Genomic DNA, 16,685 nt, shown 5'->3' on the forward strand with positions numbered 1-16,685 from the left:
TTCCCTCTTTACCGACCACCATTAGAAACCTTAGCCTACGAGCTAAGTTGGTTTGATTGCATGAATATCTATCCAGTCTTATAGGGTATGCCGTTTATATTTCGGCATGTTTTTTTATAGAATTCGAAATCTTGAAGAGAAAAAGCCGAAATTATTGAATGCTGGTAGCTCTGGGGATGGAAGTTTAAATAATAATGAAGAAACTATCGATTAAGTTGTTGAGAAAATAAATTCATACTATTTGAATAATATTTCTTCGCGGTTCATTGTAATTAAAGATGGGTTTGAGTGAGCTTCCATTTGGCTATTGAATTTAAATCGCCGGGTTTAGTCGATAGACATGATTAATTAATACACATTCTAAAAGCTCTCCCTAATAGTTTTTAGGTGAAAATCTATTCGATCGTTGGTGGTTATATATCCTGCTTTATTGTTTCTGAGTGGGGATTTAGTCTGCATTTGTGTTGTTTATTTGGTTTGTTGTTTTATTATTGTTAAATATTACAAGATTAATGTTTTGGGTAAATATTTTGTGTGATGAATGTCTATTTATCCTTGTGGCGTGGCTTTTCCCCTTGTCTGTATTGCCCTGAAAAGTGACGTTTTTTTGTTGGTAAAGTTTTAATCAATACTAAATGCAACTTTATTGCATATTTATTTTGTTAAACTGCTTTAAATCTGCGCTAATTCGACTTTTTATACTCTGTTTGTTGCTTTTCTGTGAAATATTTGCCAAATTGAGCGCTTCGCAATTTGTCAGGAAAATAGACTGGCATGAATGGATTCAATTTTCAGACAGGGCAGAAAGCTGCCAAAGCAGTAGAGGTCTGGTAATGTCACTTTTAGAAGTTAAAAATCTTCGTATCGAGTACCCATCACGCCACGGGGTACATGCCGCAGTTAAATCGCTCTCTTTTAATATAGAGCGAGGAGAGATTGTGGGTGTTGTTGGCGAGTCCGGCGCGGGTAAATCCACCGTTGGTAATGCTGTTATCGATCTTCTCAGTCCTCCAGGACGTATCGCTAGTGGTGATGTCTTCCTAGATGGTGAGAAAGTATCAGGTCTCTCTCCAGAAGATATGAGAAAAGTACGAGGTTCAAAAATCGGCTTTATCTTCCAAGACCCGATGACTTCACTTAACCCACTATTTACTGTTGAACAGCAGCTTAAAGAAACTATCCATGCCAATATGGACGTTTCAGATCAACAAGCCTATGAGAGAGCACTCTCTCTGATGAATCAAGTGGGTATTCCACAACCTGAAAACCGACTAAAACAGTATCCTCACCAGTTCTCTGGCGGCATGCGTCAACGTGTGGTTATTGCTATTGCTCTTGCTGGTGAGCCTGATCTTATCATCGCCGATGAGCCTACTACCGCGTTGGATGTATCGATTCAGGACCAGATCCTTAATCTAATTCGCGAGTTGTGTGTAAAGAACAACGTAGGTTGCATGTTAGTGACACACGATATGGGTGTCGTTTCTAATGTGACTGACCGAGTGGCGGTGATGTATCGAGGTGATTTGGTTGAGTTTGGACCAACGGCGAAAGTTCTGGGTGACCCAGACCACGCCTATACTCGCAGCTTGATTTCTGCGGTGCCTCGTTCGGATAGGAAGCTCGATCGTTTCCCATTGGTGAGTTATATCGAAGAAGCCCACGAAATGGAGCCTCTTGACGTTAAGAACCACTGGTTAGGACAAAGCCAAGACCACCGTGAATACACGGGCTCATTGTTGAATGTAGAAAACGTCAACTTGAAGTTTGTTACCAAAGACTCATTGTTTGAGAGCCGTCGCGAATATGTACAGGCATCCAACAATGTGAGTTTTGAAGTTTTTGAAGGTGAAACCTTTGGCCTCGTAGGTGAATCTGGTTCGGGCAAATCAACCATTGCCCGAGTGATCGCTGGTTTATACCAACCAAATTCTGGAAAAGTGACATTTGAAGGTATCGACCTGACTTCTTTAAAATCTGAAAAAGAGCGTCGCCCACTGCGCCGCCAAATGCAGATGGTGTTCCAGAACCCTTACACTTCGATGAACCCTCGAATGAAAATTTTCGACATCATCGCAGAGCCTATTCGTTTCCATAAGTTGACTAAGAACGAGTCTGAAACGCGTCAGATTGTTCATGACCTTCTTGATCACGTCGGCTTAGGAAAGATGGCGGGTGTGAAGTATCCACATGAGTTCTCTGGCGGTCAGCGTCAGCGTATTTCTATCGCTCGTGCGTTGGCCACTCGTCCTCGTTTACTGATTTGTGATGAACCTACATCCGCTTTGGATGTATCGGTTCAAGCTCAGATCCTCAATCTTCTTAAAGACCTGCAGGACGAGCTCAATCTCACTATGCTGTTTATCAGCCATGACCTGCCTGTTATTCGTCAAATGTGTGACCGAGTGGGCGTGATGCAAATGGGTACTTTGTTAGAAGTTGCACCGACAGAGCAACTGTTTAACACACCTCAGCATGAATACAGTAAACAGTTAATTTCCCTTATGCCTGAATTTACTGGCTTAAGAGAAGACTTAAAAACGGCGTAATTCGCCAACCAATTCTGGACGTGTTGTCCGGGTATATAAACAGACGCAAACACAACAATTAGGGATGAAATTCCCGCATAAGGAGTTATGCAGATGAGTATGAAAACCAAGATTGCAGTCGCGGTAGCAGTAGTGGCTGTTGGTGGTATTTATCTTTCTTCTCAATCAAAGAAAGAAACAGAAGTTGCACCAGAAGCAGCAAAAGTTGTTCAAGAAGCTGCTCAAGAAGTAGCGATTAAAGTTGCTTACGATGCAGACCCTGTTTCCCTTGACCCGCAAGAACAGCTTTCTGGCGGTACTATGCAGCTTTCGCACATGGTATTTGATCCACTTGTTCGCTTTACGCAAAAGATGGAATTTGAGCCACGTCTTGCTGAATCTTGGGAACGTGTTGATAACGAAACTATGCGTTTCAAACTACGTGAAGGCGTTAAGTTCCACTCTGGTAATGAGTTGACTGCTGACGATGTGGTTTGGACGTTTGACCGTCTGAAAAAATCTCCAGACTTCAAAGGTATCTTCGCGCCACTTGTTTCTCTAACTAAAGTGGACAACTACACTGTTGAAATTAAAACCGATGGTACATACCCACTGGTAGAAAACGTAGCGACTTACATCTTCCCAATGGACAGCAAGTTCTACACTGGTACAACAGAAGATGGTAAAGACAAAGCAGAGCTAGTGAAGCACGGTAACTCTTTTGCTTCTACGAATGTATCTGGTACTGGTCCATTCGTTGTTAAGTCTCGTGAGCAAGGCATCAAGGTTGAGTTTGAGCGCTTTGACGATTACTGGGATAAGCAATCTCCAGGTAACGTAGACAAGCTAACGCTTGTTCCAATCAAAGAAGACGCAACTCGTGTTGCTGCGCTACTGTCTGGCGACGTAGACATGATTGCTCCTGTTGCTCCTAACGACTACAAGCGTATCAAGAGTGCAGACAAAGTGGATCTGTTCACTATGCCTGGTACTCGTGTAATCACGTTCCAGCTTAACCAAAACAGCAACCCAGCGCTAAAAGACGTACGCGTTCGCCAAGCAATCGTTCACGCGATCAATAACGAAGGTATTGTTGAGAAAATCATGCAAGGTGCTGCTACAGCGGCGGCTCAGCAAAGCCCAGTAGGCTATGCTGGTTACAACGAAAACCTTAAGCCGCGTTTCGACCTTGAAAAAGCGAAACAGCTGATGAAAGAAGCGGGCTACGAGAATGGTTTCTCACTTTCTATGATGGCGCCAAACAACCGTTACGTTAACGATGACAAGATTGCACAAGCTGCAGCAGCAATGCTTTCTAAGATTGATATCAAAGTTGATCTTAAGACGATGCCTAAAGCGCAATACTGGCCTGAGTTCGATAAGTGTGCGGCAGACATGCTAATGATCGGTTGGCACCCAGATACTGAAGATTCAGCGAACTTCACTGAGTTCCTAGCGATGACGCGTAATGCTGACACTGGTAAAGGTCAGTACAACTGTGGTCACTACTCAAATGCCGCTATTGATAAGGCGATCATGGAGTCTAACTCTGAGACTGACCTTGCAAAACGTAGTGCTTCTCTGAAGCAAGTTGAAGCAACACTATACGAAGAAGCAGCGTTTGTTCCTCTACACTGGCAAGATCCTTCTTGGGCAGCGAAGAGCAACGTAGAAATCGGTCCAATCGTAAACGGTATGAACTTCCCGTACTTCGGTGACCTAGTAGTGAAATAATCACACTACTTAGCTGGCATCCCTTTGGGGATGCTAGCTATGACTTTTTGGTGCTTAGCCTTGTTTCAGTCGGGTTAGGTGCCATTTTTAAGACTGAAAAACTATAAAAAGTTGCCAGTTTGGCAGACTGAAATCTATGGAAAGTTAAGGGGCAAGGAATGTTTTCGTTTCTGGTCAAGCGCCTGTTTCAGGCACTGATAGTGATGTTTGTGATCAGTTTAGTGGCGTTTGCCATTCAGGATAACCTGGGTGACCCATTACGTGAGCTTGTCGGTCAGTCGGTATCCGAAGCCGAGCGCCAAGCGCTCCGTGACGAGTTGGGCCTGAATGATCCCTTCATTACAAAATACACGCGCTTTGTAGGCAACGCGCTACAAGGCGATTTAGGCACGTCTTATTTCTTCAAACGACCAGCAGTAGAAGTTATTCTCGACAAGTTGGTAGCCACATTAGAGCTGGTGTTTGGTGCCACGTTGATCATTATTTGTTTATCCATCCCACTTGGGGTGTATTCCGCTATTCATCCAAAAAGCTTTTTTACTAAAGTGGTGATGGCGATGAGTAGTATCGGTATCTCGATTCCGGTCTTTTTGACGGCCATTATGTTGATGTACGTTTTCTCAATCGAGTTAAATTGGCTGCCATCTTACGGGCGAGGGGATACGGTTAATTTATTGGGTTGGGAGTCTGGCTTCTTCACCCTAGATGGTTTGTCTCACCTTGTTCTACCTTGTATTGCACTGGCTTCTATCATGTTGCCACTGTTTATCCGACTAGTACGCTCTGAGATGTTAGAAGTACTCAGCTCTGAATACATTAAATTCGGTAAAGCAAAAGGCTTAGCGCTGAACAAAATTTATTACCAACACGCGCTAAAAAATACCATGTTGCCAGTCCTAACGGTGGGTGGTGTGCAAATTGGTACCATGGTGGCTTACACCATTTTGACCGAGACGGTTTTCCAATGGCCGGGAACTGGTTTCCTCTTCCTAGAAGCGATTAACCGTGTTGATACACCGCTGATCACTGCGTATGTCATTTTTGTAGGACTTATCTTTGTGGTGACAAACACCATTGTCGATCTGCTATATGGCATTATTAACCCAACGGTTAACCTAACTGGAAAAGGAGCGTAATCATGAGTCAGACAAATACAGCTCCATCTCGTTGGGAGCGCTTTAAACAATCAGATTTTATGTACTACTTCTTGCGCGACAAAGTGGCGATGACCAGTTTTGCCGTGTTTATGATGTTCTTGGTGTTGGCACTATCAGCGCCGCTTATCGCTCCTAGTGATCCATACGATTTATCGTCCATCGATATTATGGATGCAGAGCTTCCTCCGTCGTGGATGGATGGGGGCAACGAGAATTTTGCACTGGGAACCGATGAACAAGGGCGCGATATTCTATCGACGATTCTTTACGGTTCACGTTTATCACTAACTATCGGTTTCCTAGCAGTAGGCTTGCAGCTTATCCTGGGTATCGTGATTGGACTATCAGCGGGTTACTTTGGTGGCCGCATCGATAGCTTCTTAATGCGCTTTGCTGATGTGCAGCTATCTTTCTCGACCATGATGGTGGCGATCATTGTATCGGCAATCTTTAAAGCCAGTTTTGGTAGTGATTTTTACAGCCAGTATGCGGTAGTCATGTTGGTCGTGATCATTGGTGTCGCGGAATGGCCTCAGTATGCGCGTACCATTCGCGCATCGGTACTCGCAGAGAAGAAGAAAGAGTATGTCGAAGCAGCGAGAGTGATGGGCTTTAAGGCTCCTAGAATCATGTTCCGTCATATACTCCCTAACTGCCTGTCGCCAATTCTAGTTATTTCTACAGTTCAGGTAGCAAATGCTATTATGTCAGAAGCGGCACTTTCGTTCCTTGGCTTGGGATTACCGGTGGATCAGCCATCACTTGGCGCTCTGATTAGTATTGGATTTAACTATATCTTCTCAGGAGCGTGGTGGATTACGGCTTTCCCTGGCATTGTACTAGTAACTTTGGTTCTTGTTATCAACTTACTAGGTGACTGGCTAAGGGATGTATTTAATCCAAAAATCTATAAAGGGTGATCTAACCCCAAGATTTTAAAAACAATTTCTATTTAAACTAAGAGCCGTACGTATTACGGCTCTTTTTTTGCATTAAAATAAGATCTGGTGTGAAGGTCGAAAAACCGTCACTAACATGTCAAGGTTTGAATTAAACGAATGGATGTCACTATGGCAGTATGGCCACGAAAACCTTTTTTGGCATTGCTTGCGATATCAGCTATCGCTTCTGTATCTATGCCAGCGACAGCCGATGATTTTTTGTGTGATGCGACACAAGCATCTTCAAGTGAGTTACCAATACTTGATGCCTCATGTCCAATTGGTAAAGGACTGTGGGGCAAACAAGCGCCTGCGGCAAATGTAAAAACGTTTTGGATCCAATGTGGTATGTTTTCGAAACCCCTGCCACTTGATAAAGCAAAGCCACTTTACAAACAGATCAAAACTGATGTGTGGGCGAAGCCCGAGAAGAAAGGTTATCGCTGTCTAATTGGACCTTATGATTCGGTTGAGATGGCAAGAAAAGATCTGAAAGGCGTCAACACTGTTGCGGGGTATGAAAAAGCCTTTATTCGTCAGGTTGTTGGTAAAGAGTCAAAACAAGGTAAATCCGCGCCTAAATCGGCCGCAAAACCCGTTTCTAAACCGGCCAAACCAGCAGCGAAAAAAGTAGCATCTGCAAAAGCACCAGTTGTGCCTAAACCGCAAAAAACGACGGTTATTACACCGCCACAAACGAATAGCACAGCGTTGAAGGGAGCGATTGCTGATTTTGATGTTAGTATTCGTCGGAGTACTGAAATTGCTGGAGTAAGCTACTCAATACCCTATTTTATGCACGGCAAAGAACAGTTCTATATGGAGCATGGTTTGCCATGGAATCGCATGGATTACAATGAAGCAAACCTTACTTGTAAGGCAATGGGAAAGCGCTTGCCGAGTTCTGCAGAGTGGCAACAACTATTAGAGTCTGATGCAATGACCAAAGAAAAATGGCCGATGCACTTGCCCTATTGGGGGCTTAATAAAGTGGGGTTGTTTACCAGCGGTAAGGTTAACCAACTTAAAGGAACGTCTCTGCTGAACATTATGTGTGTTCAATAAGGGGTAGATCGCAGATACGAAGGCCGAGCGCAAAGCTCGGCCTTTTTTTGTTATTTCACTTTTTGCAGTATTGATGGTTGACCGTCAGTTGAGCCGTCAGGGTTCATCTTAACGCGGATCAGCAAACCTTCATCCCAGTTTTTACCTGCAGGTTGGTATTCCCATTTAACGTAAAACTGATTGCCACAAATATTGCCTGGTCGGTAGCCGTCCATATCACAGAAGCGAACTAGGCTATTAAGTTCGGTTAGTGTTGCTTTCGATTCACGCCCAGCTTGGTTAAACCACCAGTAGTCGATATTTGCTAAATCAGCGTAACTATGTGTTTCCTTAGTAATATCGGTCGCGACACCAGATTGACACTCCTGGCCTGTAGTTGTAAGCCCCGACTGGTCAAAAGCAAAGTTCATTGTCGCTGTTTGACCATCGTTACAGATCTGAGTCTGTTGCCAGTTACCAGTGAAATCGACGTAACGGTCACTTTGACCCTCTTCAAGTGGGTAGAAGAATCCAACGCGCTCTGTTGTGCGGTTGACTGAGCATGTATTGCTGGTGTCGTTACAATCATTGCCGACTAATTGCTCTTTTTCTACGATTTCAGTGTAAATACCAGTAACCGGGTCGTATGAGCCAGACTTGGTCTCTTTAACCCAAGGATTTGAACCGTCGCCATCTTTTCTCAGTTTTGCTTTAGTGTAGTGGTTAAGCTGTTGGACATTCGTTGCAGAGAAAGGAAGCATTTTTCCTTCAGCGTCCCAACTAAAGGTTTTATCTGTAGTTTGAACCGTCTCTGGGTTGAGAAGCATATATTTAAAGCCGTAGGACAACGTGTAGTGAACGTTTGGTGTAACGGTGCAACCACCACTGTGTGAGCCGCCTGCAACAATACAGTTGAGGTAGCTTTCTGCCAAAGTTTCAGACAAGTTGCCGTCGTTGGAACCACGTAATACCTTTAGCGCGTCGCTATTTAACTGATAGTCGAAAAACACCATGCCACGAGTCTGATTAAATAGATCAGTTGGTAGCATTTTATCGGCGTGTACGTAGGTATAGTTATCCTTCGTTTGGTACTGGGTGACATCAATATAGCGAACTTTTTGTCCGTCGCGCTTTGCAAATGGGTTAGCGCTATCCGCACCGCGAGTCATAGCACCAAAAGCGTTTACCATATGGTTAAGTGCCGCTTCCTCAGTGACGGGTGTGCTGTTAATGAGAGAGTGATTTAAGAATGTGTTTACGCTGGCACGATCATTTAAGTCAATATCTTTAATTAGCGCAGCAATCGCTGGGTCATCAAGTGACTGTAGCTTTGTCGGGATGGTTAGCACTTCGTCGCTGCTTGAACCGTACTTGTTATCAAGCGATTGAAGAAGAATCGCGAGGTTCAGCGCACGGGCGTATTTGCCGGCAGCTTCAAAAGGGGTAAGCACATCTCGGTTAGAAGCAGCGCCAATTTTTAACCCTTTTGCTCCGCCTAAGTAAAAGGTCACCGTATCATCTTGATGAGCAGAAAACTCACCGAGAGAGTTGGTAGTGCCACTTAAACCAGAGCTAGTGGAGTAGTAGATACCTTCAACCGCAGCATCGATAAACCGGTTTGTTTGGGGTTTACCAGCAGGGGTAGATGGTTGTGTAGCTGGGGTGGATGGTTGTGCAGCAGGCGTGGACCCACTACCGCCATTACAACCAGATAATGCAACTGCAATAGTTGCAGCCAATAGGCTCAATTTTTTCACAATATTCACTTCCTTTAACAACAGAAATTTTATTCATAAAAATGAAGTGAATGGAATTTTAGTGATACTGACTGATTATTCAATACGTCGCATTCCAGTATGATGAACTGTTGCGCGATATATACGAATTATTTTGTGATTTTATGGATATATTGACTATTTATGCGAGATTTGTTGCACAATACTATGCTTTGCTTGCTTTTATACCTAGTATTCTCGCTGGCGTAGGCGAGAGATTGAAAAACGCTCATTGACCAAGTTCACAATATCCACTTTAACTGTACTGATGTTAACAGCTTGATAAAGAGCCATTCTTGCTAACATCAACATAATACTCCTCCTGACTTTTTAAGTACGACGCCGACTAGTTTTTCTCTATCTTTCTGTATTTTATATAATTTAATTCCTTCCTTTATTGACGGTGGCGTTTCATCCGTTGCGTTTTTGTTTGTCATCAAGAAAGCATCTAGAGGTTATTATGTTGTTTTTGGAACTAATTATTTTCATTAATTCCCTATATCAAGAAAAATAAAAGGAGTAAATTCACGCCAAATTAACATAAGTAACACATGCACAATAAAAACACTGAACGCTGTGAATTATTAGAAAGTAAAGTCCGAAACAAGGTTGTACCCCATGAGTGAAACAATTTTAGCCTTAATCGCCTTCTCGCCCATAGTGGTGGCAGCGATTCTACTGGTTGGCCTAAACTGGCCAGCGAAAAAAGCCATGCCAGTGGCATTTGGCCTTACCGTCATCATCGCCCTGCTATTTTGGGATATGTCAGCAAACCGAGTGATAGCCTCCATTTTCCAAGGATTAGGCATCACGGTTTCGGTTCTTTGGATCGTGTTTGGTGCGATATTCTTGCTCAATACACTTAAGCACACCGGAGCGATCGCCAGCATACGAAATGGCTTTACCGATATCTCACCTGATAGACGCGTTCAGGCGATTATTATCGCTTGGTGTTTTGGTTCATTTATCGAAGGGGCTTCGGGTTTTGGTACCCCGGCGGCTATTGCTGCTCCATTGATGGTTGCTATTGGATTCCCTGCACTAGCTGCGGTATTGATGGGGATGATGATTCAATCTACACCAGTATCGTTCGGCGCGGTGGGCACACCAATTATCGTTGGAGTAAACAAAGGCCTTGATACACACAACATTAGTGAAGCGCTTGTGGCGAATGGCTCTAGTTGGGAAGTTTATGTTCAGCAGATCACGTCGAGTGTTGCTCTGATCCACGCTTGTGTTGGTACCTTAATGCCAGTCCTTATGGCGATGATGTTAACTCGTTTCTTCGGCAAAAATCGCAGTTGGACAGAAGGGTTAGATATTCTGCCTTTTGCACTGTTTGCCGGTATTTCATTTACCGTCCCGTACGCGCTTACTGGTGTATTCCTTGGCGCCGAATTCCCATCTCTGATCGGTGGACTTGTCGGTCTAGCTATTGTGGTGACTGCGGCGAAAAATGGTTTCTTGATCCCTAAAACAAACTGGGATTTCGAAAAAGAAGACAAATGGCAGGCCGAGTGGTTAGGTTCTCTAAAGATCGAACTCAACGATGAAGGCAAGAAGCCAATGAGCTTAGCAAAAGCATGGCTGCCTTATGTGCTACTTGCGATCATTCTTGTAGCCAGCCGCGTTAGTGGCGAATTTAAAGCGATGCTCAAGAGCGTGAGCCTGTCTTTTGGCAATATTCTTGGAGAAACTGGTATCAGTACGGCTATTCAACCGCTTTACTTGCCGGGTGGCATCTTAGTCTTTGTAGCTCTGTTAGCGGTGTTGATTCAATCGCAAAGCGCAAAACCACTGGCGAAGGCATTTGGTGAGTCGAGTAAGACGCTGATCGGTGCAGGTTTTGTGCTTGTGTTTACCATTCCAATGGTTCGTATCTTTATCAACTCTGGTATCAATGGTGCCGATCTGGCAAGTATGCCAGTCACGACAGCCAACTTTGCCTCTGAACTGGTTGGCGGAGCTTATCCAGCGTTGAGTGCCACAATTGGTGCGCTCGGTGCCTTTATTGCGGGTTCTAATACCGTTTCTAACATGATGTTTAGCCAGTTCCAGTTTGAGGTCGCCCAAACACTGTCTATTTCCAGTGTTGTCGTGGTTGCACTTCAAGCCGTTGGGGCAGCAGCAGGTAATATGATTGCAATTCACAACGTAGTTGCAGCATCGGCGACAGTTGGCCTATTGGGTCGAGAAGGTGCCACCTTGCGCAAAACGGTCATCCCAACAATTTACTATTTAATCGCGACAGGTGTGATAGGTCTCGTCGTGGTTTACGGAATGCAAATGACCGACGCATTAATGAATTAAAAAGCAAAAGCCCAAGAAAACCTCAGCTTGTTTGGTTCCCCCTTCAACTGAGGCAATAAAAGAGCAGGCGCATGACGCCTGCCACTCCTTACTTTGTTGATCTTTCTACGCTCCTATTGAGCATATACAACCATCAGGACTGAAATTATGATTATCTCTGCTTCGACTGATTACCGCGCAGCGGCCAAAGCAAAACTGCCGCCATTCCTATTTCACTATATTGATGGTGGTTCTTATAACGAGCATACGTTAAAGCGCAACACCAGTGACCTTTCTGATATTGAGCTGCGACAGCGCGTTCTTAAAAATATGTCGGATTTGAGTCTGGAGACAGAGCTGTTTGGTGAAAAGCTAGCCATGCCTATTGCGCTTGCTCCGGTTGGCCTTACTGGTATGTATGCCCGTCGAGGTGAAGTACAAGCTGCTAAAGCAGCAGAGAATAAAGGTATTCCTTTTACTATGTCGACGGTTTCGGTGTGTCCAATTGAAGAAGTGGTACCGGCGATTGAGCGACCGATGTGGTTTCAGCTGTATGTACTGAAAGATCGCGGGTTTATGAAGAACGTACTTGAACGCGCAAAAGCGGCAGGCGTGACCACTTTGGTATTCACGGTTGATATGCCAGTACCAGGTGCTCGTTATCGGGACATGCACTCTGGTATGAGTGGTCCGAATGCGCCATGCGTCGCGTGTTTCAAGCAATGCGTCACCCTAGTTGGGCCGTTGATGTCGGCTTGTTGGGTAAACCACACGATTTGGGTAACATCTCCACTTACCGCGGTGAGCCAACTAAGCTAGAAGACTACATCGGCTGGCTTGGAGCGAACTTCGATCCATCTATTAGCTGGAAAGATCTAGAGTGGATTCGTGATTTCTGGGATGGTCCAATGGTCATCAAGGGGATCCTAGACGAAGAAGATGCACGTGATGCCGTTAGGTTCGGCGCTGATGGTATCGTCGTTTCAAACCACGGAGGGCGGCAACTCGATGGTGTACTTTCAAGCGCAAGAGCGCTACCAAGTATCGCTGATGCGGTGAAAGGGGATTTGAAAATAATGGTGGATTCAGGTATCCGTACTGGCTTGGATGTCGTGAGAATGCTGGCACTAGGTGCTGATTGCACTATGCTAGGTCGTTCATTTGTCTATGCGTTAGCGGCTCAAGGGCAGTCGGGTGTAGAGAATCTACTCGATTTATACGAGAAAGAGATGAAAGTGGCTATGACACTCACCGGTGCAAAAAACATTTCTGAAATCTCTTCTGATCTATTAGTAAAAGCAAATCTCTAGAATAGTTACAGTTGAGCAAAGGGCGGCAAATAGTTCGCCCTTTTATTATTAAGGCGGGTTAGCAAGTTACTTTTTTCTGGTCAACCACCATGTTGATTACGCGAGAGAGCAATAGAGATAGCAACCAAACCATAAACCCAGCGATTAAGGCGACATAAAAGCTAATACTGATAGCGTAGTCGTTGACTAACCATCCGGCGAGAGCCGCTCCGAGGCCAGCACCAATTCCCAATCCCGTACTCATCCAAGTCAGTCCTTCCGTCAGTTGAGATTCGGGTACGTTCTTTTCAACCAACCCCATGGCGAGGATCATGGTTGGCGCAAAGAAAAGTCCGGCAAAAAAGACACAGACGGATAGGGCAAAAATACTTTCCACAAACAAGAATGGAATCGTAGTGATGGCCGTAAAGAAAGAGGCCAATACAAACTGTTTTTGCAGGGTCATCCTAAGCTCTAATGTACCAAAAATTAGCCCAGCTAAGCAGGATCCGATCGCATAGACGGACAATACAATACTTGCCGCTGCCGGAGTGCCAGCTTGTTGTGCGAACGCGACGCTAATGATATCTACGGCTCCTACTATGGTACCTAGAGCAATTAGGCTAAAGACAAGAACTCGTACAGGGAAAGATTGCAGTGCGGAACCAGAGGATGTGACGTTTTCAATACTGACTTTAGGTTCGGTCTCTTTCTGCAAAATAAACAGTGAAACACCGAGAACCAGAAAGACAATTGCCAATAAGAGTCCAGCTTGAGGGAGTAAGGCAACGCTAAGCCCTACTGAAATCGGGGGGCCGATAATAAAACAGATTTCGTCGACAACGGATTCAAACGAATAGGCGGTATGGAGTTTTGGGCTACCTCGATAGATTGAGGTCCATCGAGAACGAACTAAGGCGGACATGTTTGGCATGCACCCACCACCAAAAGCGAATAGATATAGTGTCCAGTAAGGAAGGTCTAAGTAAGTGCTCGCCAACAAGAGTAGGATTGAGGTGGTACTAAACAGTGTGGCCCATGGTAAAACACGGCTCTGTCCCATTTTATCGACAGCACGCGATACCTGAGGAGCCAAGATCGCGGTACTTACAAGAAAAGAAGCAGCAATGCTGCGCGATGCGCCATCGGTCCTCGATGCGGATGTGCTTTATTCAATGCGCATGGCGTGTATTGAATCAATCTCTACACTTTTAGGAAAGCTTGAAGACGAGAGAGTAATTCGACCTGTTAATCGCCATCTACAGGCGCAGTTTATCAACGGTGGCCTGATGGATATGGCACTTTGGATTGCGAGAAGCAGTGATCGTGAATCAACTCTAGATGAGGCGAAAAAAGAGATAGATCTGATATTAAATGGCTTAAAGCTCTAAGCAAAAAAGAAAGCCAAGCAATTGCTTGGCTTTCTAAAAGTTCACATATACGACGTGGCTTAGCGCATAGTAACAAACTCTTCTGAGCCTGTTGGGTGGATGGCAACAACTGAGTCGAAGTCTGCCTTTGTTGCGCCCATTTTCATCGCAACCCCGAAGCCCTGAATCATCTCGTCAACAGTGAATCCAATGCCGTGTAAACCGACAACTTTTTCATCGTCGCCAGCACATACTAGCTTCATCTTACAAGGCTGACGGTGCTGAGTAACGGCGGTGTACATCGCCGTAAAGCCGGAGGTGTATACTTTGACATTCTCTTTGCCGTATTTCTCTTCCGCTTCGGGTTGAGTTAGGCCGATAGTGCCAATTGGAGGATGACTAAATACTACGGTTGGTACAAGCTCGTAATCCATCTTCGCTTCTGGTTTGTTGTTAAACAGACGCTCAGACAACTGACGACCAGCTTTTACAGCAACAGGGGTTAACTCGATACCACCTTCCATAATGTCACCCACACAGTAGATGCCCTTTACATTGGTTTGCTGGTACTCATCGACCTTAATGTAGCCACGGTCGTTGGTTTCCACACCAGTGACATTGAGGTTAATTGCATCGGTAGCTGGATGACGACCGATTGCCCAGATGAGGGAGTCCACGTTTTGACTCTCACCATTTTCTAGGTGAAGCGTAAGACTGCCATCAGCTTCTTTAATCACTTCTTTTGGAACAGAGTGAGTGTGCAGAGTTGGACCTTCGGCTTCCATCACTTCAACCAAAGTTTCAATAATCATTGGGTCAAAGCTGCGCAGTGGTGATTCTTTGCGGCAGAATAGGTGCGTGTCTGTACCAAGTGCGCTAAGAACACCGGCGATCTCTACGGCAATATAGCCTGCGCCAACCACAGCTACGCGTTTTGGTTGCTCTTCTAAGTCGAAGAAACCATTGGAATCAATACCGTATTCAGCGCCGGGGATATTAGGGATAGTAGGGCGTCCACCAACGGCGATAAGGATGTGGTCTGCCGTGTAGTGTTCACCGTTAACTTCCACGGTGTTTTCATCAACAAACTTAGCAAAGCCTTTAATTACATTGACTTTGTTGTTACCTAGCACGCGATCGTAAGACTGATGAATACGACCGATGTAAGCTTGGCGACTTTCTACTAATTTAGACCAGTCAAACCCATTTACGGATACGTCAAAACCGTAGTCTGGAGCGTAAAGATTCATGGCTTCCGCAATTTGAGCGCCGTGCCACATAACTTTCTTAGGTACACAACCAACATTCACACAAGTACCGCCAAGATCTTGAGCCTCGATCAGCGCAACTTTGGCACCGTACATGGCAGCGCGGTTTGCAGAAGCGATACCACCGCTACCACCACCGATACAGATATAATCAAAATGAGTTGCCATTACTTTCTCCAATTATTGGTTAAGGGGAGGAACAGTTTTCCACTCCCTAATTATTTATTACTTATAGGATATATGGTGACGAACTGAGCAATCTCAATCCGCATTATTCAATTATTCGGGAACAATCCACTCCACTTTAAAGTGACCTGTTGCTGGCGCAATCGCTTCCTTGAGAAAAGGTAAAACAGCTTGCATTTGGCTTTCCAGTTTCCAAGGTGGGTTAATGACTATCATGCCAGAAGCGGTCATACCATGTTCATTGGTATCGGGCGCCACGCCAAGTTCAATTTGTAATATTTTGCGAATCCCCAAGCCTTGCAGACCTTCGATCATATCCTCGATATCACATCGGTTGACCACGGGATACCAAATGGCATAAATACCGGTTGCCCAGCGTTTGTGGCTTTGCCAAATCGCTTGAACCACATCTCGGTATTCACGAGCGAGTTCGTAAGGGGGATCGATAAGCACTAAGCCTCGTCGCTCTTGTGGTGGAAGGCTCGCTTTTAGGCGTTTAAATCCATCTTCTCTATAAATATTCACCTGTCGATCGCGGTGAAATTCCTGTTCCAGCAAAGGGTAGTCACTTGGATGCAGTTCGGTCAACACCATGCGATCTTGGGGACGGATCTGTGCGCGAGCGACGCGCGGAGAACCGGGGTAATAGCGAAGTTTGTCACCATTGTTTAGCACTTTTACTGCTTCGAGGTAACTTTGTATCTCTTGAGGGACGTCTACTTGCTCCCAAATTCGCGCTATGCCATGTTTGTATTCGCCCGTTTTTTCAGACCACTCGTGAGTCAGATCGTAGCGACCCACACCAGAGTGTGTATCGTGGTAGACAAACGGCTTGTCCTTCTGCTTCAAAGAATCAAGGATAAGGCTTTGAACGATGTGTTTCACGACGTCGGCATGATTGCCAGCGTGAAAGCTGTGGCGATAACTTAACAAAATGTCACTCTCGAAACGGTCTCGCTGACCATAGTAATTTACAGACGGTAATAAGCCTGATTATACGCCACTATTGAAAATTGCTGAACCTACCTATATTTATAATACTCAAGTGCATAAGAACAAAGACGACTGAACGTCAGTTTGCTTTATCAAACAAAAGGAATGTTA

General features: G+C 44.9%; 12 protein-coding genes and 1 pseudogene. 8 read left to right on the forward strand and 5 right to left on the reverse strand.

Going from position 1 to position 16,685, the window contains the following annotated elements; all coding sequences use genetic code 11:
- Positions 1-833 precede the first annotated feature (833 nt).
- The 5 genes from BLO31_RS02025 (at position 834) to BLO31_RS02045 (ending at position 7,425) form a co-directional block, all read left to right on the forward strand.
- Entirely contained in the window at positions 834-2,549 is a 1,716-nt protein-coding gene (locus BLO31_RS02025) for a dipeptide ABC transporter ATP-binding protein (RefSeq protein WP_070962655.1), read from the forward strand.
- Positions 2,550-2,642: 93 nt separating this feature from the next.
- Complete coding sequence (locus BLO31_RS02030) at positions 2,643-4,262, forward strand: ABC transporter substrate-binding protein (RefSeq protein ID WP_425425257.1); 1,620 nt, start codon at positions 2,643-2,645, stop codon at positions 4,260-4,262.
- Positions 4,263-4,420: 158 nt separating this feature from the next.
- Positions 4,421-5,398 (forward strand): ABC transporter permease, encoded by a 978-nt coding sequence (locus BLO31_RS02035; RefSeq protein ID WP_070962656.1) that lies wholly within the window; start codon positions 4,421-4,423, stop codon positions 5,396-5,398.
- A 2-nt stretch (positions 5,399-5,400) separates the two neighbouring features.
- On the forward strand, positions 5,401-6,339 hold the full coding sequence (locus BLO31_RS02040; RefSeq protein WP_070962657.1) for an ABC transporter permease: 939 nt from the start codon (positions 5,401-5,403) through the stop codon (positions 6,337-6,339).
- Positions 6,340-6,489: 150 nt separating this feature from the next.
- Positions 6,490-7,425 carry an SPOR domain-containing protein gene (locus tag BLO31_RS02045; RefSeq protein WP_070962658.1) on the forward strand — a complete coding sequence of 312 codons (936 nt, stop codon included), beginning with the start codon at positions 6,490-6,492 and terminating at the stop codon, positions 7,423-7,425.
- Between the two features lie 50 nt (positions 7,426-7,475).
- On the opposite strand, the gene BLO31_RS02050 is transcribed toward BLO31_RS02045, so the two are convergent.
- Positions 7,476-9,161, reverse strand: a complete 1,686-nt coding sequence (locus tag BLO31_RS02050) for a hypothetical protein (RefSeq protein WP_070962659.1) — start codon at positions 9,159-9,161, stop codon at positions 7,476-7,478.
- Positions 9,162-9,368: 207 nt separating this feature from the next.
- Entirely contained in the window at positions 9,369-9,491 is a 123-nt protein-coding gene (locus BLO31_RS24800; protein ID WP_281182202.1) for a hypothetical protein, read from the reverse strand.
- 306 nt (positions 9,492-9,797) lie between these two features.
- Between BLO31_RS24800 and BLO31_RS02055 the strand changes: the two genes are divergently transcribed.
- Complete coding sequence (locus tag BLO31_RS02055; RefSeq protein WP_070962660.1) at positions 9,798-11,489, forward strand: L-lactate permease; 1,692 nt, start codon at positions 9,798-9,800, stop codon at positions 11,487-11,489.
- A gap of 147 nt (positions 11,490-11,636) precedes the next feature.
- Positions 11,637-12,778, forward strand: a pseudogene (lldD, locus tag BLO31_RS02060) (FMN-dependent L-lactate dehydrogenase LldD).
- A 58-nt stretch (positions 12,779-12,836) separates the two neighbouring features.
- Here lldD and BLO31_RS02065 read toward each other — a convergent pair.
- The gene (locus BLO31_RS02065) at positions 12,837-13,853 is read right to left on the reverse strand and encodes an MFS transporter (protein ID WP_070962661.1); all 1,017 of its coding nucleotides are present in this window, start codon (positions 13,851-13,853) and stop codon (positions 12,837-12,839) included.
- Positions 13,854-13,884: 31 nt separating this feature from the next.
- Here BLO31_RS02065 and BLO31_RS02070 point away from each other — a divergent pair, with 31 nt between their 5' ends.
- Positions 13,885-14,148 carry a hypothetical protein gene (locus BLO31_RS02070; RefSeq protein WP_070962662.1) on the forward strand — a complete coding sequence of 88 codons (264 nt, stop codon included), beginning with the start codon at positions 13,885-13,887 and terminating at the stop codon, positions 14,146-14,148.
- A 59-nt stretch (positions 14,149-14,207) separates the two neighbouring features.
- Here BLO31_RS02070 and gorA read toward each other — a convergent pair whose 3' ends face one another.
- Both gorA and BLO31_RS02080 read right to left on the reverse strand, forming a co-directional pair.
- A complete protein-coding gene (gene gorA, locus BLO31_RS02075) occupies positions 14,208-15,563 on the reverse strand; it encodes a glutathione-disulfide reductase (protein WP_070962663.1) in 1,356 nt (451 codons plus the stop codon).
- A gap of 111 nt (positions 15,564-15,674) precedes the next feature.
- The gene (locus tag BLO31_RS02080) at positions 15,675-16,514 is read right to left on the reverse strand and encodes a 23S rRNA (adenine(2030)-N(6))-methyltransferase RlmJ (protein WP_070962664.1); all 840 of its coding nucleotides are present in this window, start codon (positions 16,512-16,514) and stop codon (positions 15,675-15,677) included.
- Positions 16,515-16,685: the final 171 nt, after the last annotated feature.

Source organism: Vibrio sonorensis, from assembly GCF_001854765.1.
In the GTDB taxonomy this organism is placed as follows: domain Bacteria; phylum Pseudomonadota; class Gammaproteobacteria; order Enterobacterales; family Vibrionaceae; genus Vibrio; species Vibrio sonorensis.